Below are 21,796 nucleotides of genomic sequence, written 5' to 3' on the forward strand. Positions count from 1 at the left end.
GCAGAAGTGGACCCGCAGTGACGGGTGAAGTTCAGCAGCGATGCTGCCACGGCGCCATGTCCTACCCATTTGCAGCGCGATGGCGATACTTCGTGCCATGGACGACGCCCTGCTGCTGCTGCCCGATTTCCTGCTCATCCTGGCCGGCTTCGTGGTCTGCCGCCGCACGCCACTCAACCGCCCGGTGTGGGATGCGGTCGAGCGCCTCGTCTACTTCCTGCTGTTCCCGGCCCTGCTGTTCCAGTCCATCCTGCGCCATCCGCTGTCGCTTGCCAGCGCGCTGCCGCTGGCCGGCGCCGGCCTGGGCGTGGTGGCGGTGGGCGTGCTGGCGGCCTATGGCCTGCGCGGCCTGCCCGGCGTCGACGCGCGCCTGCACGCCTCGGGCGCGCAGGTGGCCTTCCGCTTCAACTCCTATGTAGCGCTGGCGCTGGCCGAGCGCCTTTCGGGCGGCCAGGGCCTGGGCTGGATGGCGCTGCTGATGTCGGTCTGCGTACCGCTGTGCAATATCGCCGCCGTCTGGCCGCTGGCCCGCCACGGTGGCCAGCACTACCTGCGCGAGCTGGTGCGCAACCCGCTCATCGTCGCCACGCTTGCCGGCCTGCTGTGCAACCTGCTCGGGCTCCGGCTGCCGGAGCTGGCATCGATCACCCTGTCACGCATTGGCTCGGCGGCCCTGCCCCTGGGCCTGATGGCGGTGGGCGCGGGCCTGCAACTGGGCGCGCTGCGCGAAGCCCCTGGGCTGGCCGCCGCCCTGCTGGCGATACGCCACGCCCTGCTGCCGGCCTGGGCCGTGGCGCTGGTGGCCATGCTGGCATTGCCGCTGGGCCAACAGGCGGTGGTGGTGGCCTTCGCCGCCATGCCCACGGCGTCGAGCTGCTATGTGCTGGCGGTGCGCATGGGCGGCCACGGCGGCTACGTGGCCGGACTGGTGTCGGTATCGACGCTGCTGGCCATGGTGGGGCTGCCGCTGTGGCTGGCGCTGTGGCGCCTGTCGACGGCTTGAAACGCCCGCCGCCGGGGCAGGCGAAAGCGTGCATCCTGCTCGTCCGCCTCGCACCCGCGACTCAAATTCCCCCTGCCTGCTGCCGGTATGACGTTTGCACGGCGCATCAAGGCTCGCCCGTGCTTGAATGTAAGTTGATGTAACAAACTTGCTTCCAGGCACCCGCTCAAGGTGCTACCGAGCTGCAGCGGCATGAGGCCGCGGCGGTCGGCCGGAGGCCTTGAAGTAGTGGGGCGCGGTAGTGAAGACTTTCCTGAACAAATCCTGGGTCGGCCTGGCCTGCGTGCTGGGACTTGCGGGTCCGGTGCATGCGATGTCGATGCAATTCGATGCCGTCGGCGACTCGTTCGCGGTGTCATTCGCGCCCGATGCCAACGCATCGCGCAGCCTGTCGGCCACCCTGGTCTACACGCTCGAAGGCTTCAGCAATGGCGATGCCGACTTCAGGATCGACGTCCAGAACACCTCCAGCGGCGCCGGCAACAACGCCCTCGCCAGCTTTGGCGTGGTGGCCATCACGCCGCAGCCGCTGCTGGTCAATGACGCTGACCTGGCCTGGGACACCTTCACCAACCGCACCCTTTCCGGCCAGCAGGTCGATTTCTGCGCCCGCGTCGACATGGGCATCAGCGAGTTCGCCACCGGCGCTCCGCGCATCCAGTGCAACAACACCAGCTTCCGCTACGGCGTGTCGGCGGGCGAGACCAGCAGCCTGAACGTCACGATGTCCTTCGGCGGCGCCTTCGACCTGGCCCACAACGACATCAGCTTCGACGGCTTCGTCGTCCGCTTCATCGATGTTGGCGCGGCCTTCGGGGTGCGCGCGCTGGCCGGCGTCTACAACGCCGTGCCCGAGCCTGTCTCGCTGGCGTTGGCCCTGCTGGGCCTGATGGCCATCCCCGCCTTCCGCCGCCGTCGCGCCTGAGCCGGCGCCGGGTTCGCCATGAGACAGCCCCGACAGCACTCGCCATCAGCGCCGCGTGCGCCGCGCCTGCAACTCGCCGCAGCCGCCGCGCTGCTGTGCCTGCTCACCGCCTGCTCACGGCCCGATCCGGCGGCCCTGGCCCAGTCTGCGGCGCAACGGCTGGAACGCGACGACCTTGCAGGCGCCGTGCTCGACGCCCGGGCGGCCCTGCAGGCCCGCTCCGACAGCGCTGGCGCCCGCCTCACCCTGGCCAAGGCCTTGCTGGCCTCGGGCCAGCTCGAGGAAGCCGCCACCGAGTTGCGCCGGGCGCGTGAAGGCGGCTCGCCGCTGCGCGAGACGACGCTGGCCCAGGCCGCGCTGCTGCTGCGCCAGGGCGATGCGCGGGCGGTGATCGCGCTCGGCGCCACGGCCCGGCTCGAAACGCCGGCGGCGCGCGCCGACCTGCTGGTGCTGGTGGCGCGAGCCCATGCCATGCAGCAACGCGACGACGCGATGGCGGCGGCCCTGGCCGAAGCCCTGCGCCTGGCACCCGAGCACACCGGGGCACGCCTGCAGCTGGCCCGCCTGGCTGGCGCCAAGGGCCAGTGGGCCAAGGCCGAAGGCCAGGTCGATGCGGTGCTGGCGCGCGACGCAAAGCAGGCCGAGGCCTGGCTGCTGAAGGGTGAGATCGCGCTGCAGCGCAAATCCGACGACAAGGCCGCCGAAGCCCTGCTGCGCAAGGCCATCGAGTTGCGGCCCGGCCTGCAGGCGGCCCACGCCCGCCTGATCCTGCTGCAACTGGCGCGCAAGGACCTGGCCGCGGCCACCACCCAGGCCCAGGCCATGGCCCGCGCGGTACACGGCGATCCGCGCACCGACCACATGCAGGCCCTGGTGGCCCTGGCCACCGGCCACCTGGAGCGCGCACGCGGCATGGCGCAACGCGCCACGCGGGCTGGCGACAGCTTTCCGCCGGCGCTCTACCTGGCCGGCATCATCGAACAGCGCGCCGGCGCCACGGCCCATGCCGAGAAGCTGCTGGCCCATGCGATGAAGCTGATGCCTGCCGCGCCCGAGCCGCGGCGCGAGCTGGCCGCCCTGTACGCCAGCCAGGGCCAGGGCGCGCAGGCGCTGGACATCCTCACGCCCCTGCTCAAGCCGCAGTCCACGGATGTCGCGACCTGGCGCGCGGCCGGCCAGATCCACACCGTGCTGGGCGATTTCCGTCGCGCCGATGCCGCCTTCGCACGCGCCACCCGCCTCGACCCGCGCGACGCCGCCACCCGGTTGCAGAACGCGCAGTCGCTGCTGGCGCGCGGGTCGGTGGACCTGGGCATCGCGCAGATGCAATCGGCGGCGCGCCTGGGCGGCGACCACGGCGCCGACATGGCCCTGGTGGCGGCGCAGATGAGCCGCGGACGGCACGACGCGGCGCTCGAGGCCCTCGATGCGCTGGACCGCAAGCAGCCGCCCGGCGCGCTGAGCCAGCATGTGCGCGGCCAGATCCTGGCCGCCACCGGCAAGACCGAGGCGGCGCGCAAGGCCTTCGAGGCCGCGCTGGCCAAGGACGCCACCTACCTGCCGGCCGTACACGGCCTGGCGGCCCTGGATGCCCGCGCCGACAACCTGGCCGCAGCGCGGGCACGCTACGAGGCCGTGGTGCAGCGCGATCCGCGCGCTGCCCCCGCTCTGCTGGCCCTGGCCAACATCACGCGCATGGCGGGCGGCAGCCGATCCGAGGCCGCGGGCTTTCTGGACAAGGCGGTGCGCATCGACCCGGGTGCCGTGAATGTCTGGCGCCAGGCCCTGGACCACCACCGCCGCGCCGGCGACACCGAAGGCCTGGTGGCGCGCGCCCGCGACGCCGTGGCCGCCGTGCCCGAAGACGCCGACCTGCTGCTGGAGCTGGGCAGCGCGCTGACCTCGTCGCGCGATCCGCAACAGGCGTTGACGGTGCTGGAAAAGGCCGTGCGCGTGGCGCCGGGCTCGGCGGCGGCCCGGCTGCGTCTGGCCCAGGCCCTGATCGACGCACGCCGCCCGGAGAAGGCCGCGCCCCAGATCGGCAAGGCGCTGGCACTGGCGCCCGACTGGGCTCCGGCCCTGCGCAGCAACCTCGCCCTGCTGGCGCAGGATGCCAAGCCCGAGAAGGCGCTGGCCTTTGCCCGCCGCACCCAGGCCCGCCTGCCCAAGAGCGCCATCGGCTGGCAGCTCGAGGCCGAACTGGCGCAGCAGCGCCAGGATTCGAAATCCGCCATCGCGGCCCTGCGCACCGCGGTGGCCAAGGCAGACGGCAACGAATCGGCCCTGCACCTGCACCGCGCGCTGATGGGCGCCGGCCAAGCCGCAGAGGCCGACCGCTTCGCCCAGGCCTGGCTCAAGGCCCATGCCGGCGACGAGGCCATGAACACCGAACTGGGCCATCTGTCGCTGCGGCGTGCCGACTGGGCTCTCGCCGAAACCCACTACCGCGCCGCCCTCGGCAGCCATCCCGGTTCGCCGCTGCTGCTGAACAACCTGGCCTATGTGCTGTTGCAGCGCAAGGACTCGGGCGCGCTGGCCATGGCCCAGCGCGCCGTGCGCGGCGCACCCGACCTCGCGCCGGCGGTGGACACCCTGGCCCTGGCCTATGCGGCCAACGCCCACCTCGACAAGGCCATCGAATGGCAGAAGCGGGCGGTGGCGCTGGCGCCCAAGACAGGCCTGTTCAGGTTGCAGCTGGCCCGGTTCCACCTGCGGGCCGGCGAAAAGGACAAGGCCCGCGAACAGTTGATGCGCCTGCAGGATCAGGGCTCGGACTTCCCGGCCCAGGACGAGGTCCGTCGCCTGCTGGGGCGGATCGAGGCCTGACGGCGGAGACACCCGCCGAAGAAAGGCTCGCAAACCTTCAGCGGCCTTTCGGCCCCCCCCCGACCGGCGCCCCTTGGGCGCCGGTTGTCCTTGGGCGCGACCTTCGCTCCTGCACCAGCACGCGGCCGCCCTCGCCTGGCGCGACGGAACCTCGCCCCTGTCGGGCAGGCCCATGGCCGGCCCGCGCGTGCCGTGCGCCCCGGGCCGCGGATGAAGCCGTGCAGGAACGGGCACAAATGCGCAGCAGCCCTGGTCTGGTTGGCCGCTCTTAAGGCGCTCCAATCTTAAAAATTTGATACTTAGTGTCACTAAACGTCATCAGGTGTCAAACATTGAAGATTCTTCGAAATGCAGCTGGCACCGGAGGCGGTTTCCCAACCCTGCCCTCACGGGCGCAAGGAGTACGCATGTCCAGCAAGTTGAAAACGGCCCTGGCTGGGGCGATCGGCATGATCTGCACGGGTGTTGCAGTGGCAGCGCCAGTGACTTTCGACGCGGTGGGCGACACCGCCAAGGCGCAGTTCAGCCAGAGCGGATCGACGTCGATGGCAGCGAGCATGGTGTGGACGCTGACCAGCGCGGCCGGGCGCGACCTGAGCTTCCATGTGGTGCTCGACAACCTCTCGGCTTCCGGCTCGACGCCCAAGCTGGCCGGGTTCGGCCTCACCAATCTCACGCCCAACCCCAGTTCGGTGGGCGACGACAGCACGCTGTGGGACACCTACGCCACCGAGAAAGTGTCGCTGGGGGGCCAGGAGGTCGAGTTTTGCAGCCGTTTCGATGGCGCCTCCAGCAACTCGACCCAGGTCAAGTGCGACAGCAGCAGCACGCTGGGCCTCGCCGCGGGCGGGCATAGCGAGTTCAACCTGACGCTGCGCTTCGGCCCGAACTACAGCTTCCAGCGCGACCACGTCCGGTTCGACAGCTTCCTCGTTCGCTTCACCCAGGCAGGCAGCGGCGAGAACTCGGGCCGGACGCTGAGCGGTGGCGGCACGCTCTTCACCCTGCCGGGCAGCGGCAGTCTGCTGCAGAGCGGACCGACTCATGCCGTTCCCGAGCCGGCCACTTTCTGGCTCGCCGGGCTGGCCCTGCTGGCACTGCCGCTGCGCCGTCGCGCCGCCTGACGCTCGCTCTCAGCCCCGCCCGCGGCGAGGCTCCGGGGGTGCCTGCCTAGAATGGCCCCCCCTATGCCCAGCACCAAGAACGGCCCCATCTACGCCGAAGCCTCGATCCGCGTGCTCAAGGGCCTCGAGCCCGTCAAGCAGCGGCCGGGCATGTACACGCGCACCGACAACCCCCTGCACATCGTGCAGGAGGCCATCGACAACGCAGCCGACGAGGCCCTGGCCGGCGTGTGCAAGCGCATTGCCGTCACGTTGCACGCCGACGGCTCGGTCAGCGTCGACGACGACGGCCGCGGCATCCCTTTCGGCCTGCACCCGCAGGAACAGGTGCCGGTGCTGGAGATCGTCTTCACGCGGCTGCACGCCGGCGGCAAGTTCGACAAGGGCGCCGGCGGCGCCTACAGCTTCAGCGGCGGCCTGCACGGCGTGGGCGTGAGCGTCACCAATGCGCTGGCGACCCGGCTGGCAGTGACGGTATGGCGCGAGGGCCAGGTGGCCACACTCGCCTTCGGCGGCGGCGATGTCGTCGAGCCGCTGGTGCTGCGCAAGGCCACGGGCAGCGAGCGCCGCCACGGCACCTGCGTGCGCGTCTGGCCCGACCCGAAGTACTTCGAGAGCCCCGAGCTGCCGCGCGCCGACCTCATACACCTGCTGCGCAGCAAGGCGGTGCTGATGCCGGGCGTGACGGTGTCGCTGACGGTCGAGAAGCCGGGCCAGAAAGACCCCGAGACGCAGAACTGGAAGTTCGAGGCCGGCCTGCGCGACTACCTGCTGCAGAGCCTGGCGGCCGAGCCGCTGATCCCGCTCTTCGAGGGCGCGCAGTACGCCGAGGCCAACGAGACCGAGAACTTCGCCGAGGGCGAGGGCGCGGCCTGGTGCGTGGCCTTCACCGACGAGGGCGGCCTGCTGCGCGAGAGCTACGTCAACCTGATCCCCACGGTGGCCGGCGGCACCCATGAGTCGGGGCTCAAGGACGGCCTCTTCGGCGCCATCAAGGGCTTCATCGAACTGCACGCCCTGCTGCCCAAGGGCGTGAAGCTGATGCCCGAGGACGTGTTCTCGCGCGCCAGCTTTGTCCTCTCAGCCAAGGTGCTGGACCCGCAATTCCAGGGCCAGATCAAGGAAAGGCTGAACAGCCGCGACGCGCTGCGCCTGGTCAGCAGCTTCGTCAAGCCGGCGCTCGAACTCTGGCTCAACCAGCACGTCGAGCAGGGCCGCAAGCTGGCCGAACTGGTGATCCGCCAGGCGCAGACGCGCCAGCGTGCGAGCCAGAAGGTCGAAAAGCGCAAGGGCAGCGGCGTGGCCGTGCTGCCGGGCAAGCTGACCGACTGCGAAAGCCGCGATCTCCTGCACAACGAGGTCTTCCTGGTCGAGGGCGACAGCGCCGGCGGCAGCGCCAAGATGGGCCGCAACAAGGAGACGCAGGCGGTGCTGCCGCTGCGCGGCAAGGTGCTCAACACCTGGGAGGTCGAGCGCGACCGGCTGTTTGCCAACAACGAGATCCACGACATCGCGGTGGCCATCGGCGTCGACCCGCATGGCCCCGCCGATGCGGCCGATCTGTCCGGCCTGCGTTACGGCAAGGTCTGCATCCTCAGCGACGCCGACGTCGACGGCTCGCACATCCAGGTGCTGCTGCTGACGCTCTTCTTCCGCCACTTTCCGCGCCTGGTCGAGGCCGGCCATGTCTACATCGCCAAGCCGCCGCTGTACCGCATCGACGCGCCGGCGCGCGGCAAGCGGCCGGCGGCCAAGCTCTATGCGCTGGACGACGGCGAGCTCGAGGCGGCGCTGGACAAGCTGCGCAAGGAGGGCGCCAAGGAAGGCAGCTGGACCATCAGCCGCTTCAAGGGCCTGGGCGAGATGAACGCCGAGCAACTGTGGGAGACCACGCTCAACCCCGAGACGCGGCGCCTGTTGCCGGTGGGCTGGCTCGTGAACGGAGCCCAGGACTTCGAAGCCACCGTGGGCATGCTGACCAAGCTGATGGGCAAGGGCGAGGCGGCGGCCCGGCGCGAGCTGATGGAGCTGCACGGCGACGCCGTGGAAGTCGATGTCTGACGAGGCCGCCACGCCGGCGGGGCCACCGCTGCGCCTGCGCCCGACCATGCTGTCGGACCTGGACTTCGTGATCTCGGTCGAGAACGACCAGCGCAACCTGCCCTTCATCACCCCCTGGGACCGCACCCAGCATGAGGGCGCGGTGCGCATCCCCGATTTCCGCCACTTCATCGTCGAGGCCGGCGTCGATGGCTCGCGCGACGGCTTCGTCATCCTGCAGGGCTGCCGCAACCCGCACAGAAGCGTCGAGTTGAAGCGTGTGGTGCTGCAGAGCAAGGGCCGCGGCCTGGGCCGGCAATGCGTGCGCATGCTCAAGCGCATGGCCTTTCGCGACCTGCGCGCGCACCGCTTCTGGCTCGACGTGAAATCGCTCAACACGCGGGCGCTGGCCCTTTACGCCAGCGAGGGCTTCGTCGAGGAAGGCCGATTGCGCGAGAGCGTTCGCATCAGCACCGATCTGGCCGAGGGCTACGACAGCCTGGTGGTGATGAGCCTGCTCGACCGCGAATTCCAGGCGCGGCAAGCGCTGGGGCTGGAACTCGATCCCTGACCGGGGCGTGAATCCGTCGGTGTCGAGCCCAGGTCAGGGCTTGAACTCGTCGGTGGGAAGCGTGAGCACGAAGACACGTCCGCGCTCGCTGCCGGCACGGGCCGCAAGGCTGCCACCCATCTTCTGCGCCAGCTTCTGCGACAGCATCAGGCCCACGCTCAGGCCTGGCCCCGGTGCCGTGCCTGACGGGCCGGCAGCATGGTCCGGGGCCGGCAGCAGCGGCGCGAACAAGGCTGCCGGGTCATCCGTCGCCTCGGCCTCGTCGTGTACCTCGATCAGGATGTTGCCCTCGCGCACCTGCTTCTTGGCGTGCAGCGCCACCGTGCCATGCGCGGTGGCGGCGATGGCCTCGTGCAGCAGCTTGCGCAGCAGGCGCTCGACGCGCCGGGTGTCGCCGCGCGCATAGCCCAGGTCGTCGGCCAGCTGCAGGGCCAGGCCCAGGCCCTTGCGCTCGGCCTCGGGGCGCAGGCGGGTCGCGGTCTCGTTGAGAACCTCCCAGACGTCGAAGGCCTCGTGTACCAGCGCCACCCGGTCGGCCTCGAGCGCACCGTACTCCAGCACGTCCAGCACCGCCTCGTTGAGGCGCTCGGCCTGCGCCTGCAGCGCCGCCAGCGGCACACGCTGGCGTGGCGGCGTGGCGCCGTCGTCGTGCAGCAGCACGCCGGCGCGCGCCAGCAGCGTGGCCGCGGGCAGGCGTAACGCAAGCTCGACGGCAGCCACGAAGGCGGCCTGCAGGCGCTCGGCCGCGTCGGCGCGCTCGACCGCCTGTTCCAGCTCGGCGCGGCCCGACTTGAGCGCCTCGACCTGGCGGGATACCGCGGTGCGCAGGCGCTCGGAATCGCTGATGTCGCGCACGACGCAGACCATGCTGCGGTCCTGCGGCGACCACTGCGCTGCCCACTGCAGATGGACAACGCTGCCGTCCTTGCGACGCCAGCGGTTGCGCAGCACCTGGGCCGCCGTGCCGCGCGTGATGGCAGCCAGCTGGGCCTCGGTGCGGCGCTGGTCTTCGGGCAGGGCGTGCTCGATGGCCGGACGGCCGGTCAGCTCCTGCGCGCTCCAGCCCCACAGGCGCTCGCCGCCGGCGCTGATGCGCGTGATGCGGCCCTCGTCGTCGAGCAGGCAGGCGGCGTCCAGCGCCAGCTCGAACAGACGCTGCCACTCGCTATCGGCACGGCGCTCGCCCATGGTCGAGTCGACGGTTTCATTGCGGGCGCGGCGCAATGCCGCGCTCACCGTCTGCAGCCGCCACAGCGCAAAGCCGGCGATGCCCATTGCGGCCAGGCTGCAGGCCAGGGCCGCCCCCTGGGCCTGGTTGACACTGTTGGTGATGCGCGTCTGGCTGGCCTGGCGCTCGCCCTCGGCGTGCAGTTGCAACTCGGTCAGCGCGGCACGCACGCGCTCGTCCAGGCGCCGACCTTCGCCCGTGGCCTCCCAGGCTGCCACCGCCGCAAGGCCGCCGCGTCCGCCGCGCAGCGCGATCGCCTCGGCCATGCCCTCGAAGCGGCGCCCCAGCAGCGCGCCCAGCGCGATCAGGCGCTCGTAGCGTTCGACGCTGGGCGCATCGGTGCTGCGCAGCTCGGCCAGGCGGGCGTCGACGCCGTCCTTGGCACGCCTGTAGCTGTCCAGCAGCGCCGGGTCGCCGGTGAGCACATGGCCGCGCATGTGGGACTCGGCCTCGTAGGTGCTGGCCTGCAGCGTGGCCAGCAGGGCCAGCACGCGCTGCACGCGCGCCAGATTGGCGCCGTCGGCGCTCAGGCGCGCGGCGCTTTGCCAGGCAAACAGGCCGAAGCCAGCCAGAAAGGCCAGCGCCAGGCCGATGGCGGCAAGGGCTGCATGCTGGAAGGGCCTTTTCATCGGCGGCGAGGATACTGGAGCCGCCGCCGTTGCAGCGGGGCGACCACCGCGTGCGGGCAGTGCGGCGGGTCTTTTTGACGATGACGCCCCGCCAAGCCTCAAGTTGGTGCATGTTCCGACCGAAAGCAAGGGGGATTGCGGGCCCCCCGGCCTCGCACGGATCTTCAGAACGCACCCATGGCCGCAGTCCTTCGCGCAGACTCCGCAGCAATTACCGCCGCCGCGCCCGCCGACGACGGCTTCTTCGCCCACCATGGTTTCTGGTCGCCCGGGGTGCGGCTGTTCCGCAAGCTGCACTTCCTGTCCAAGGCGCTGATCATCTCGCTGGCCTTCGTGCTGCCCAGCGGCGCACTGGTGGGCTGGCTGATCAAGCACCAGGCCGACGATGCGATGCAGGCGCGCATGGACAACGCGCGCCAGCACGTCGAGGTGGCGCATGGCATCGTCGTCTGGGCCCACGCCCAGGTGGCCGGCGGCGGCATGAGCGAGGCCCAGGCGCAGCAGCTCGCGCGCAAGCTCATCGCCGCGTTGCGCTACGACACCAGCGAGTACTTCTGGATCAACGACATGCAACCGCGCATGGTCATGCACCCGATCAAGCCGGCGCTCGACGGCCAGGACGTGGGCGAGATGAAGGATCCCAACGGCCTGGCGCTGTTCAGGGCCTTCGTGGCCAAGGTCAAGGCCGAGGGCAAGGGCTTCGTCGAGTACCAGTGGCCCAAGCCCGGCAGCGAGCGGCCGGTGGACAAGATCTCCTATGTCCAGGGCTTTGCGCCCTGGGGCTGGGTCATAGGCACCGGCCTCTACGTCGGCGACCTGCGCGAGGTGCTGTTGCGCGAGCTGGCCTGGGTGGCCGGCGTGGTGGCGGTCTCGTTCGCCCTGGCGAGCTACCTCTTCCTGAGCTTCTACCGGGTGATGGACGGCGGCCTGAAGGAGACCCGGCGCCACCTGCGCGCCATCACCGCCGGCGACCTCACCACCTCGCCCTCGCCCTGGGGCCGCGATGAGGCGGCGCAGCTGATGCTGGAGCTGCGCGCGATGCAGGACGCCCTGCGCACCATGGTGCGCAGCGTGCGCGGCGCCAGCGACGTGATCGTCCATTCGAGCAGCGAGATCGCCGCCGGCGCGATGAGCCTGTCGGCGCGCACCGAGCAGGCGGCGGCCAATCTCGAGGAGTCGGCGGCGTCGATGGAGGAAATCTCGGCCACGGTGAAGCTGACATCCAAGAGCACCGAGGACGCCGCCCAGGTGGCGCGCCACAACGCCGAAGCCGCTGGCGAGGGTGGCCAGGTCATGCTCGAGGTGGTGCAGACGATGGAAGCCATCCGAGGCTCGTCGGCCCAGATCGGCGACATCATCGGCACCATCGATGCCATCGCCTTCCAGACCAATATCCTGGCGCTCAATGCCGCGGTGGAGGCGGCGCGCGCCGGCGAGCAGGGGCGCGGCTTCGCCGTCGTCGCCAGCGAGGTGCGCGTGCTGGCGCAACGCAGCGCCGGCGCGGCGCGCGAGATCAAGGTGCTCATCGGCCGCAGCGTCGAGCAGGTCGAATCGGGCACCGAGGTCGTGCGCAAGGCCGGCACGCGCATGGAGGACATCGTCGCCTCGTCGCGCCGGGTCGATCAATTGCTCAGCGATGTCGCCCGCGGCGCTCAAGAGCAGAGCCAGGGCGTCGGCCAGATCGGTGTGGCCGTACAGGAACTCGACCGCATGACGCAGGAGAATGCGGCGCTGGTGGAGGAAACCGCGGCGGCCTCGATGGCCATGAAGGGCCAGGCCGAGGCGCTGGCCGACGAGGTGGCCCGCTTCCGCCTGCCGGCCCAGGCGGCGGCTTCCGCCGCGGCGCTGACGGCGGCGCCGGGCGCCGGCTTCGATTTCGACCAGGCCATCGACGCGCACCGGCAATGGAAGGTCAAGCTGCGCAGCGCCATCGCCGGCCATGAAAAGCTCGATGCCGACAAGATCTGCCGCGACGACCAGTGCCCGCTGGGCAAGTGGCTGCACGGCGACGGTGGCCAGCGCTGGGGTGGCCGGCCCCGCTTCGTCGAACTCATGGACAAGCACGCCGGCTTCCATCGCGCCGCCGGGGCCGTGGCCCTCACCATCAACAGTGGGCGCTACGAACAGGCCGAGCGGCTGATGGGCGGCGACTCGGACTTCTCGCGCGCCTCGATCGCAGTGTCGACGGCACTGGCGGCGGCCAGGCGGGAGTTCTGACCCGGGTACTGCCGCGGTCTCTGGCCGCGCCCGCGCCGAACCTGGACGCCAGGCCCGGGCCACCAGGCCATGGACCACAATGCCGCTCCCGGCCTTTTCCGGTGCCGGGCGCCGCCCCTGCCCTTCCATGACCGACCTGTTCACGCCGCCGCCCCCCGACCCTGCCGAGACCCTTTCGCTGGCCGACTACGCCCAGCGTGCCTATCTCGAATACGCGCTGTCCGTCGTCAAGGGCCGCGCCCTGCCCGATGTCTGCGACGGCAACAAGCCGGTGCAGCGGCGCATCCTGTACTCGATGTTCCGCATGGGCCTGGGCTGGACCGGCACCGGCGCCAGCGGTGCGCCCAAGCCGGTGAAGAGCGCCCGCGTGGTGGGCGACGTGCTGGGCCGCTACCACCCCCATGGCGACACCGCGGCCTACGACGCGCTGGTGCGCATGGCGCAGAACTTTGCCCAGCGCTACCCGTTGATCGACGGTCAGGGCAATTTCGGCAGCCGCGACGGCGACGGCGCCGCGGCCATGCGCTACACCGAGGCGCGCCTGGCGCCCATCGCGCGGCTGCTGCTGGACGAGATCGACGAGGGCACGGTGGACTTTCGGCCCAACTACGACGGCAGCACCGAAGAGCCGTCGCAGTTGCCTGCCCGCTTGCCGTTCGTGCTGCTCAATGGGGCCAGCGGCATCGCCGTCGGCCTGGCCACCGAGGTGCCCAGCCACAACCTGCGCGAGGTGGCGGCAGCCGTGGTGGCCCTGCTCGAGGACGAGGGCCTGAGCGACGACGCGCTGCACGCCCTGCTGCCGGCGCCCGATTTCCCCGGCGGCGGCCAGATCATCAGCCCCGCGGCCGACATCCGCGAGGCCTATCGCACGGGCCGCGGCAGCCTCAAGCTGCGCTCGCGCTGGGTGATCGAAGAGCTGGCACGCGGCCAGTGGCAGCTGGTGGTGACCGAGCTGCCGCCTGGCACCAGCACGCAGAAGGTGCTGGAAGAGATCGAGGAGATCACCAACCCCAAGGTCAAGGCCGGCAAGAAGGCCCTGGGCGCCGAGCAGGTGCAGCTCAAGCAGACCGTGCTGGCGGTGCTGGATGCCGTGCGCGACGAGAGCAGCAAGGACGCCCCGGTGCGCCTGGTCTTCGAGCCGCGCAGCCGCACGGTGGAGCAGCAGGAGCTGATCACCACGCTGCTGGCCCACACCAGCCTGGAAAGCAGCGTGCCCATGAACCTCACCATGGTGGGCCTGGACGGTCGCCCGGTGGGCAAGGGCCTGCGCCGCATCCTGACGGAATGGATTGCCTTCCGCCTGACCACGGTGGAGCGGCGCACCCGCCACCGGCTGGCCAAGGTCAACGACCGCATCCATGTGCTCGAGGGCCGGCAGCTGGTGCTGCTGAACATCGACGAGGTCATCCGCATCATCCGCAATGCCGACGAGCCCAAGCCGGCGCTGATCGCCCGTTTTGCGCTCAGCGACCGCCAGGCCGAGGACATCCTCGAGATCCGGCTGCGCCAGCTGGCGCGGCTTGAGGCCATCAAGATCGAGCAGGAGCTGGCCGAGCTGCGCGAGCAGCAGGGCAAGCTGTCTGCAATCCTGGCCAGCCCGGCGCTGCTGCGCCGCACCGTGATCCGCGAGATCGAGGCCGACGCCAAGGCCCACGGCGACGACCGCCGCACCCTGGTGCAGGAAGAGAAGAAGACGGTGGCCGAAATTCGCGTCGTCGACGAGCCGGTGACGGTGGTGGTCAGCGCCAAGGGCTGGGTGCGCGCGCTCAAGGGCCACGAGATCGAGGCCGCCACGCTGGCCTTCAAGCCCGGCGATGCGCTCTATGGCCGCTTTGCCTGCCGCTCGGTGGACACGCTGCTGGCCTTCGGGGGCGGCGGCCGCGTCTACAGCGTGGCCGTCAGCGGCCTGCCCGGCGGGCGCGGCGACGGCGTGCCCATCACCTCGCTGATCGACCTCGAGGCCGGCACCCAGGTCGTGCATTACCACGCCGGTGCCACCGGCGAGACCCTGCTGCTGGCCAACAGCGGTGGCTACGGCCTGCTGGCGAAGGCGGGCGACATGGTCGGCCGCAACCGCGGCGGCAAGGCCTTCCTCACACTCGATGCGACCGAACGCCTGCTGCCGCCGGCCGTCGTGGCCGCAGCCCATCGCCAGGTGGCCTGCCTGGCCCAGGACGGGCGGCTGCTGGTCTTTGCGCTGGACGAGCTGAAGCTGCAGTCCAACGGCGGCCGTGGCCTCACGCTGATGGATGTCGATGCCACGGAGCCGCTGCTCTCGGCCGTGTCCTGTGCCGAGGTGCTGCGCATCCTGGGCAGCGGTCGCGGCGGCAAGCCGCGCGACGAGGTCTACAAGGCCGGCGCGCTGGCCGACCACCTGGGCCGGCGGGCACGCAAGGGGCGCAAGGTCGAGGGCTTCGTGAAGGTCTTGCAGCTGTTGCCGGCCTGAAACGAACGCCTTTCCTGGCGGGGCCGCGCCAACCTTGGCGGGATTAGACTGCGCGCCATAAAGAAGCGGCCCGCACGCTCGCCGCCGACGACGCGGGCCCGCCAGGAGACAAGACTTGCCTGCCACCGACATCGGCGATCCGGCCTATTTCCACAAGGTCGTCGATTGCCAATGGGCCTGCCCGGCCCACACCCCGGTCCCCGAGTACATCCGCCTCATCGCCCAGGGTCGTTTCGACGACGCCTACATGGTCAACTGGGTCAGCAACGTCTTCCCCGGCGTGCTGGGCCGCACCTGCGACCGCCCCTGCGAACCCGCCTGCCGGCGCGGCCGGGTGGAAGAGAAAAACCTCGCCAAGCCCGAGCCGGTGGCGATATGCCGCCTCAAGCGCGTGGCGGCCGACTTCAAGGGCGACGAAGTGCGGGCGATGATTCCGCGCCCGCTGCCCCGCAACGGCAAGAAGATCGCCTGCGTGGGCGCCGGCCCGGCCAGCCTGACGGTGGCGCGCGACCTCGCCACGCAGGGCTATGCGGTGACGGTCTTCGACGGCGAGCGCAAGGCCGGCGGCTTCATCCGCAGCCAGATCCCGCGCTTCCGCCTGCCCGAGAGCGTGATCGACGAGGAAGTGGGCTACATCACAGGCCTGGGCGTCGAGTTCCGCGGCGGCCAGCGCATCGCTTCGATGCAGGCCCTGCTGGCCGAGGACTGGGACGCGGTCTTCGTCGGCTGCGGCGCACCGCGCGGGCGCGACCTCGACATCCCCGGCCGCCAGGAGGCGGCAGCTGACATCCACATCGGCATCGATTGGCTGGCGTCCGTGTCCTTCGGGCACATCAGCAGCGTGAAGAAGCGCGTCATCGTGCTGGGCGGCGGCAATACCGCGATGGACTGCTGCCGCTCGGCGCGGCGTTTGGGCGCCGACAGTGTCAAGGTGGTGGTGCGCAGCGGCTTCGACGAGATGAAGGCCTCGCCCTGGGAGAAGGAAGACGCCCAGCACGAGGGCATCCCCATCATCAACTGCCATGTGCCGCTGGCTTTCGTGTACGAGGGCGGACGCCTCACCGGCATGCGCTTTCAGGTCGTGCGGCCCGAGTTCGATGCCAAGGGCCGACGCCGTCTCGTGCCCACCGGCGAGCCCGAGGTGCTCATCGAGTGCGACGAGGTGCTGGTGGCGGTGGGGCAGGAGAACGCCTTCCCCTGGATCGAGCGCGACTGCGGCATCGCCTTCGACGAGCAGGGCATGCCGGTGCTGGACGCCGCCACCTTCCAGACCACGCTGCCGCGCGTCTTCTTCGGCGGCGACGCCGCCTTCGGGCCCAAGAACATCATCACCGCGGTGGCCCACGGCCACGAGGCGGCGGTGTCGATAGACCGCTACGTCCACGACGAGGACGTGCGCCAGCGCCCGCCGCCGCATGTGAACCTGCTGTCGCAGAAGATGGGCATCCATGAGTGGAGCTACGACAACGCGGTCAGCGACGACCTGCGCCACAAGGTGCCCTGGGCGGCGGCCGAAAAGGCGCTGGCCAGCATCCGCGTGGAGGTCGAACTCGGCTTCGACCTCACCACCGCTTTCAAGGAAGCGCAGCGCTGCCTCAACTGCGACGTGCAGACGGTGTTTGCCGACAAGCTGTGCATTGAATGCGACGCCTGCGTCGACATCTGCCCGATGGACTGCATCAGTTTCACCGCCGACGGCGACGAACAAGACCTGCGCCAGCGCCTCAAGGCCCCGGCCGCGAATGCCGAACAGGCGCTCTACGTGAGCGGGCCGCTGAAGACGCGGCGCGTGATGGTCAAGGACGAGGACGTCTGCCTGCACTGCGGACTGTGCGCCGAGCGCTGCCCCACCGGGGCCTGGGACATGCAGAAATACCTCTTCAATCCGACCAAGGCCGGGCCGGGTTGCCGTGATTCCAAGCACCGTGTGCGTCCTGTGGGAGCCTGAAATGAAACAACCCCCACGCTCTCTCCGTTCGCTGCCCCCCAAGGGGGCTGTCAGTACCTTCGGAACGGCCGGGCGGTACTGACATGACCATCCAGCGCATCGAGGCAGTGAACGACTTCGTCGTCAAGTTCGCCAACGTCAACGGCTCGGGCTCGGCCTCGGCCAACGAGTTGTTCGCCAAGGCCGTGCTGCGCATGGGCGTGCCGGTGAGCCCACGCAACATCTTCCCCAGCAACATCCAGGGCCTGCCCACCTGGTACGAGGTGCGCATCTCCGAACGCGGCTGGCTGGGCCGGCGCGGCGGCATCGACATGATGGTGGCGATGAACCCGCAGACCTGGGACGCCGACGTGGCCGAGGTCGAGAGCGGCGGCTACCTTTTCTACGACAGCACACGCGCGCTGCCGGCCTCGGCCTTCCGCCGCGACATCAACTTCATCGCCATGCCGGTGACGGCGATCTGCAACGCCACCTACGAAGATCCGCGCCAGCGCACGCTGTTCAAGAACATCATGGTGCTGGGCGCGCTGTCGGTGCTGATGGATGTCGAGGGCGAGGTCATCGAGCAACTGTTCACCGAGCAGTACAAGGGCAAGGAACGCCTGCTCGAATCGAACGTGCGCGCGTTGCAGGCCGGGCGCAGCTTCGCCCGCGAGCACCTGATGCCACCGCACCGCGATGGTGTCGGCCTGCGCGTGAAACGCGCCGACGCCGTGGGCAATCGCATCTTCGTCGACGGCAACAGCGCCGCCGCCCTGGGCTGCGTCTACGGCGGCGCCACCGTCTGCGCCTGGTACCCGATCACGCCCAGTTCCTCGGTGGCCGAGAGCTTTGCGGCCTATTGCAAGAAGCTGCGCCACGACCCCGCCACCGGCGAGGCACGCTACGCCATCGTGCAGGCCGAGGACGAGATCGCCTCCATCGGCATGGTGGTGGGCGCGGGCTGGAACGGCGCACGCGCCTTTACCGCCACCTCGGGCCCTGGCGTCTCGCTGATGACCGAGTTCATCGGCCTGGCCTATTTCGCCGAGATCCCGGTGACCATCATCAATGTGCAGCGCGGCGGGCCTTCCACCGGCATGCCCACGCGCACCCAGCAGGCCGACCTGCTGAGCACGGCCTATGCCTCGCACGGCGACACCAAGCATGTGATGCTGCTGCCGCAGGATCCGAACGAATGCTTCGAGTTCGCAGCCACGGCGCTGGACCTGGCCGACCGCCTGCAGACGCCAGTCTTCGTGATGACCGATCTCGACATCGGCATGAACCAGCGCCTGTGCGAGCCCTTCCACTGGGACGACGCGCGCCGCTACGACCGCGGCAAGGTGATGAGCGCCGAGGAACTGGAAGCCGGGCGCGACTTCGGCCGCTACAAGGACGTCGACGGCGACGGCATCCCCTGGCGCACGCTGCCCGGCACGCATGAGAGCCGCGGTGCCTACTTCACCCGCGGCACCACGCGCGACCCCTATGCGCGCTACTCCGAGGCCGGGCCCGACTACCTCTACAACGTCGAGCGGCTGCAGAAGAAGTTCGTCACCGCGGCGCTGCTCGCACCCCAGCCCGAGGTGCGCGCCGCGGCGCGCAAGACGCGCCTGGGCGTGCTGTACTTCGGCTCCACCACGCCGTCCATGGACGAAGCCCTGGTGATCCTGGCCGAATCCGGCATCCACATCGATGCGATGCGCCTGCGCGCCTTTCCCTTCGCGCCCAGCGTGGCCGAGTTCATTGCCGCCCACGACCCGGTCTTCGTGGTCGAGCAGAACCGCGATGCGCAGATGCGCTCGATGCTGATCAACGAGCTCGAGATCGACCCGCTGCAGCTGATGTCGGTGCTGCACTTCGACGGCACGCCCATCACCGCCCGCTTCATCGTCAAGACGATCACCCGCCACGTCCACACGCTGGCCGTCGCACCCCGGGAGCGCATCAAGTGACCTACATCGCCAAACCCCGGATGCACCATCCGAGCCTGACGAAGAACGCCGTCGGCTACACGCGGCGCGACTACGAAGGCAAGATCAGCACCTTGTGCGCCGGCTGCGGCCACGACTCCATCTCCGCGGCCATCGTGCAGGCCTGCTGGGAGCTCGACATCGCGCCGCACCGCGTGGCCAAGCTCAGTGGCATAGGCTGCAGCAGCAAGACGCCTGATTACTTTCTCGGCGCCAGCCACGGTTTCAACACGGTGCATGGCCGCATGCCCAGCGTGCTGACCGGCGCCGCGCTGGCCAACCGCACCCTGCTCTACCTGGGCGTCAGTGGCGATGGCGATTCGGCCAGCATAGGCCTGGGCCAGTTCGCCCACATCATGCGCCGCGGCGTGCAGATGGCCTACATCGTCGAGAACAACGGCGTCTACGGCCTCACCAAGGGCCAGTTCTCGGCCACGGCCGACCGCGGCAGCCTGAGCAAGAAGGGCCAGCGCAATGCCGACGCGCCCATCGACCTGGTGGCGCTGGCGCTGCAACTGGGTGCCACCTACGTGGCGCGCGGCTTCTCGGGCGACAAGGCCCAGCTGGTGCCGCTGATCAAGGGCGCGCTGCGCCATGGCGGCGCCGCCTTCGTCGACGTGGTCAGCCCCTGCGTGGCCTTCAACAACCACGCCGGCAGCACGCGCAACTACGACCATGTGCGCGCCCACAACCAGGCCGTCAACCGCATCGACTTCATCGACCTCGCACCCGAGATCAATGCCGCGCAGGCGCCCGGCGAAGTGCTCGAACTGCCGCAGCCCGACGGTGGCGTGATGCGCCTGCGCCGGCTGCACGCCGACTACGACCCCACCGACCGCATCGTCGCGCTGACCCAGGTGCAGGCGCTGCAGAAGGCGGGCGAGATCGCCACCGGCCTGCTCTACGTCGAGCCCGGCGCGGCCGACCTGCACGCCGCGCTCAACACGGTGCCGCAACCGCTCAACACGCTGGCCGAGGCCGATTTGTGCCCAGGCGCCCAGGCGCTGGCAAAAATCAATGGGGCCTTGCGCTGAACCCCTGCGCCTCCCCCTAAGCTGAACCGGCATTAATTCACGCCCGCAGCGACAAATCGCCAAAGGCGTGAATAGCGCACCCGCTGCAGCCCCCGCAAGCCGGGGTTCGGCGGCCTGTGACAGGATGTGTTTTCGAGGCTGCGCGGGCAGACTGCTTCCATCGCCAAAGGGCGCCCAAAAGGCCCCTCGCAACCTTGGAAGTCACCATGAATTCGCGTCTTATCAGCCCGCTGCTGGCCCTCGTCCTGGCGGCAGGCGTCACCGCCTCGCAGGCCGCCAGCGTCAGGTTCACCGGCTGGGCCTTCGGCACCGGCAACAACGTACACGCCTCGGCGCCGATCTACAACGGCCAGGCCGGCGGCTTCTCGACCGTGGTCGACGGCAACGCCATCCAGACCTATTGCGTCGAGCTGTCGCAGAGCTTCTTCTGGAACACCACCTACACCGATTTCAGCCAGCGCACGGCGCTGGACTACTTCGGCAGCGCCAGCGGCAAGGCCCAGAAGCTGGGCCGTTTGCTCAGCTATGTGGCCGACAACACCGGCGCGGTGGACAGCGCGAGCGAGTCGACCGCCATGCAACTGGCGGTGTGGAACATCGTCTACGACAACGACCTGGCGATGGGCGGCGGCAGCTTCACCGACACCAGCAGCTTTGCCGGCCATGCCAACAGCCTGCTCTCGGCCTCGGCGAACTGGACCAACAAGATGAATGTCTGGGTGCTGGGTTCGCCCTCGCGGCAGGATCAGCTGCGCTGGTCGGTGGCGCCGTTGGGCAGCACCCTCAACAGCGTGCCCGAACCGGCCAGCCTGGGCCTGGTGCTGCTGGCGCTGGGCGGTGCCGGCGTCGCCGCGCGTCGCCGCCGCAGCCGCAGCCGCTGAAAACCTAGCGCAGCCGGCCGAGCAGGATCAGCAGCGAGACCACGCTCAGCAGGCTGAACAGCGTCAGGCTGTAGAACTCGTAGGGCACGCCCAGCAGCGTGGCCTTGGCATCGGCGCAGCTGGCATAGGCGGCAAACACCTGGGGCAGCAGGGCGTCCAGGCCGGTGGCACCGACGATGCGGTCGGCCAGCGTCAGGTTGCACGAGGCACTGGCCGAGGCCACGAAGTGCTGCCACAGCGCCGCGGCCACGCCGCAGCCGGCCACCAGCAGCATCGTCAGCGCGGCGATGCGGCGCGCAATGGCGCCGCCCAGCGCCAGCCCGGCCACGGCCGCCAGCGCAACGGTGAGGAAGATCAGGCGCTGCAACACGCACCAAGGGCAGGGCAGCATGCCCAGGCCGTGCTGCGTGAAGAGGGCCGTCGCCACCGCCGCGGGCGGCAGCAGGGCGCCGGCGGCGAAGCCCTGGGTCGCACCCAGCTTCATGCGACTTCCGCGATCAGCTCGATCTCGACGCAGGCGCCCAGCGGCAGTTGGGCCACGCCGAAGGCGCTGCGCGCATGGGTGCCGACCTCGGCGCCGAAGATCTGGCCCAGCAGTTCGCTGCAGCCGTTGGTGACCAGGTGCTGCTCGGTGTAGGTGGGCGTGCTGTTCACCAGGCTCAGCACCTTGACGATGCGGCGCACGCGCGCCAGATCGCCCACCGCCGCCTGCAGCGTGCCCATCAGGTCGATGGCCACGGCACGCGCCGCAGCCTTGCCTTGCTCGGTGTCCATGTCCAGGCCCAGCTGGCCGACCCAGGGTTTGCCATCGCGCTTGGCGATGTGGCCGGAGATGAAGACGAGCTTGCCCGTGTACACGAAGGGCGTGTAGGCGGCGGCCGGCACGGCCAGCGGCGGCAGCGTGATGCCGAGAGATGAGAGGCGCTCTTGGATGCTCATGGCGGGGGTCCGAATCGGTGCGGCGGCCAT

Annotated in this window: 15 protein-coding genes; 12 read left to right on the forward strand and 3 right to left on the reverse strand. The window is 70.0% G+C overall.

Going from position 1 to position 21,796, the window contains the following annotated elements; genetic code table 11:
- Positions 1-97 precede the first annotated feature (97 nt).
- The 6 genes from JMV16_RS20690 (at position 98) to JMV16_RS20715 (ending at position 8,489) form a co-directional block, all read left to right on the forward strand.
- Positions 98-1,003: an AEC family transporter gene (locus JMV16_RS20690; RefSeq protein WP_201496209.1), complete on the forward strand. Its 906-nt coding sequence runs from the start codon at positions 98-100 to the stop codon at positions 1,001-1,003.
- A gap of 319 nt (positions 1,004-1,322) precedes the next feature.
- On the forward strand, positions 1,323-1,928 hold the full coding sequence (locus JMV16_RS20695; protein WP_201496210.1) for a cistern family PEP-CTERM protein: 606 nt from the start codon (positions 1,323-1,325) through the stop codon (positions 1,926-1,928).
- Positions 1,929-1,946: 18 nt separating this feature from the next.
- Positions 1,947-4,754, forward strand: a complete 2,808-nt coding sequence (prsT, locus tag JMV16_RS20700) for an XrtA/PEP-CTERM system TPR-repeat protein PrsT (RefSeq protein ID WP_201496211.1) — start codon at positions 1,947-1,949, stop codon at positions 4,752-4,754.
- 407 nt (positions 4,755-5,161) lie between these two features.
- Complete coding sequence (locus JMV16_RS20705) at positions 5,162-5,878, forward strand: cistern family PEP-CTERM protein (RefSeq protein ID WP_201496212.1); 717 nt, start codon at positions 5,162-5,164, stop codon at positions 5,876-5,878.
- A 63-nt stretch (positions 5,879-5,941) separates the two neighbouring features.
- A complete protein-coding gene (locus tag JMV16_RS20710) occupies positions 5,942-7,939 on the forward strand; it encodes a DNA topoisomerase IV subunit B (protein WP_201496213.1) in 1,998 nt (665 codons plus the stop codon).
- Positions 7,932-8,489, forward strand: coding sequence for a GNAT family N-acetyltransferase (locus JMV16_RS20715; protein WP_201496214.1), 558 nt, complete (start codon positions 7,932-7,934; stop codon positions 8,487-8,489). The genes JMV16_RS20710 and JMV16_RS20715 overlap by 8 nt, the downstream gene beginning before the upstream one ends.
- A gap of 33 nt (positions 8,490-8,522) precedes the next feature.
- Here the strand turns inward: JMV16_RS20715 and JMV16_RS20720 are convergent, their stop codons facing one another.
- Complete coding sequence (locus JMV16_RS20720) at positions 8,523-10,346, reverse strand: CHASE3 domain-containing protein (RefSeq protein WP_201496215.1); 1,824 nt, start codon at positions 10,344-10,346, stop codon at positions 8,523-8,525.
- Positions 10,347-10,523: 177 nt separating this feature from the next.
- On the opposite strand from JMV16_RS20720, the gene JMV16_RS20725 reads away from it, so the two are divergent.
- The 6 genes from JMV16_RS20725 (at position 10,524) to JMV16_RS20750 (ending at position 20,827) form a co-directional block, all read left to right on the forward strand.
- Positions 10,524-12,563: a methyl-accepting chemotaxis protein gene (locus tag JMV16_RS20725; protein WP_201496216.1), complete on the forward strand. Its 2,040-nt coding sequence runs from the start codon at positions 10,524-10,526 to the stop codon at positions 12,561-12,563.
- A gap of 127 nt (positions 12,564-12,690) precedes the next feature.
- Positions 12,691-15,009, forward strand: a complete 2,319-nt coding sequence (parC, locus tag JMV16_RS20730; RefSeq protein WP_201496217.1) for a DNA topoisomerase IV subunit A — start codon at positions 12,691-12,693, stop codon at positions 15,007-15,009.
- 115 nt (positions 15,010-15,124) lie between these two features.
- Positions 15,125-16,957, forward strand: a complete 1,833-nt coding sequence (locus tag JMV16_RS20735) for an FAD-dependent oxidoreductase (protein ID WP_201496218.1) — start codon at positions 15,125-15,127, stop codon at positions 16,955-16,957.
- Between the two features lie 83 nt (positions 16,958-17,040).
- Entirely contained in the window at positions 17,041-18,894 is a 1,854-nt protein-coding gene (locus JMV16_RS20740; RefSeq protein WP_201496219.1) for a 2-oxoacid:acceptor oxidoreductase subunit alpha, read from the forward strand.
- Complete coding sequence (locus JMV16_RS20745) at positions 18,891-19,946, forward strand: 2-oxoacid:ferredoxin oxidoreductase subunit beta (RefSeq protein ID WP_201496220.1); 1,056 nt, start codon at positions 18,891-18,893, stop codon at positions 19,944-19,946. The genes JMV16_RS20740 and JMV16_RS20745 overlap by 4 nt, the downstream gene beginning before the upstream one ends.
- Before the next feature lie 206 nt (positions 19,947-20,152).
- Complete coding sequence (locus JMV16_RS20750) at positions 20,153-20,827, forward strand: PEP-CTERM sorting domain-containing protein (protein ID WP_201496221.1); 675 nt, start codon at positions 20,153-20,155, stop codon at positions 20,825-20,827.
- A 4-nt stretch (positions 20,828-20,831) separates the two neighbouring features.
- On the opposite strand, the gene JMV16_RS20755 is transcribed toward JMV16_RS20750, so the two are convergent.
- Both JMV16_RS20755 and JMV16_RS20760 read right to left on the reverse strand, forming a co-directional pair.
- Positions 20,832-21,311 (reverse strand): disulfide bond formation protein B, encoded by a 480-nt coding sequence (locus JMV16_RS20755; protein WP_201496222.1) that lies wholly within the window; start codon positions 21,309-21,311, stop codon positions 20,832-20,834.
- Positions 21,308-21,766, reverse strand: a complete 459-nt coding sequence (locus tag JMV16_RS20760) for a RidA family protein (protein WP_201496223.1) — start codon at positions 21,764-21,766, stop codon at positions 21,308-21,310. The genes JMV16_RS20755 and JMV16_RS20760 overlap by 4 nt, the downstream gene beginning before the upstream one ends.
- Positions 21,767-21,796 lie beyond the last annotated feature (30 nt).

The sequence above is a fragment of the Rubrivivax sp. A210 genome (genome assembly GCF_904426505.1).
Lineage (GTDB): Bacteria > Pseudomonadota > Gammaproteobacteria > Burkholderiales > Burkholderiaceae_C > Rubrivivax.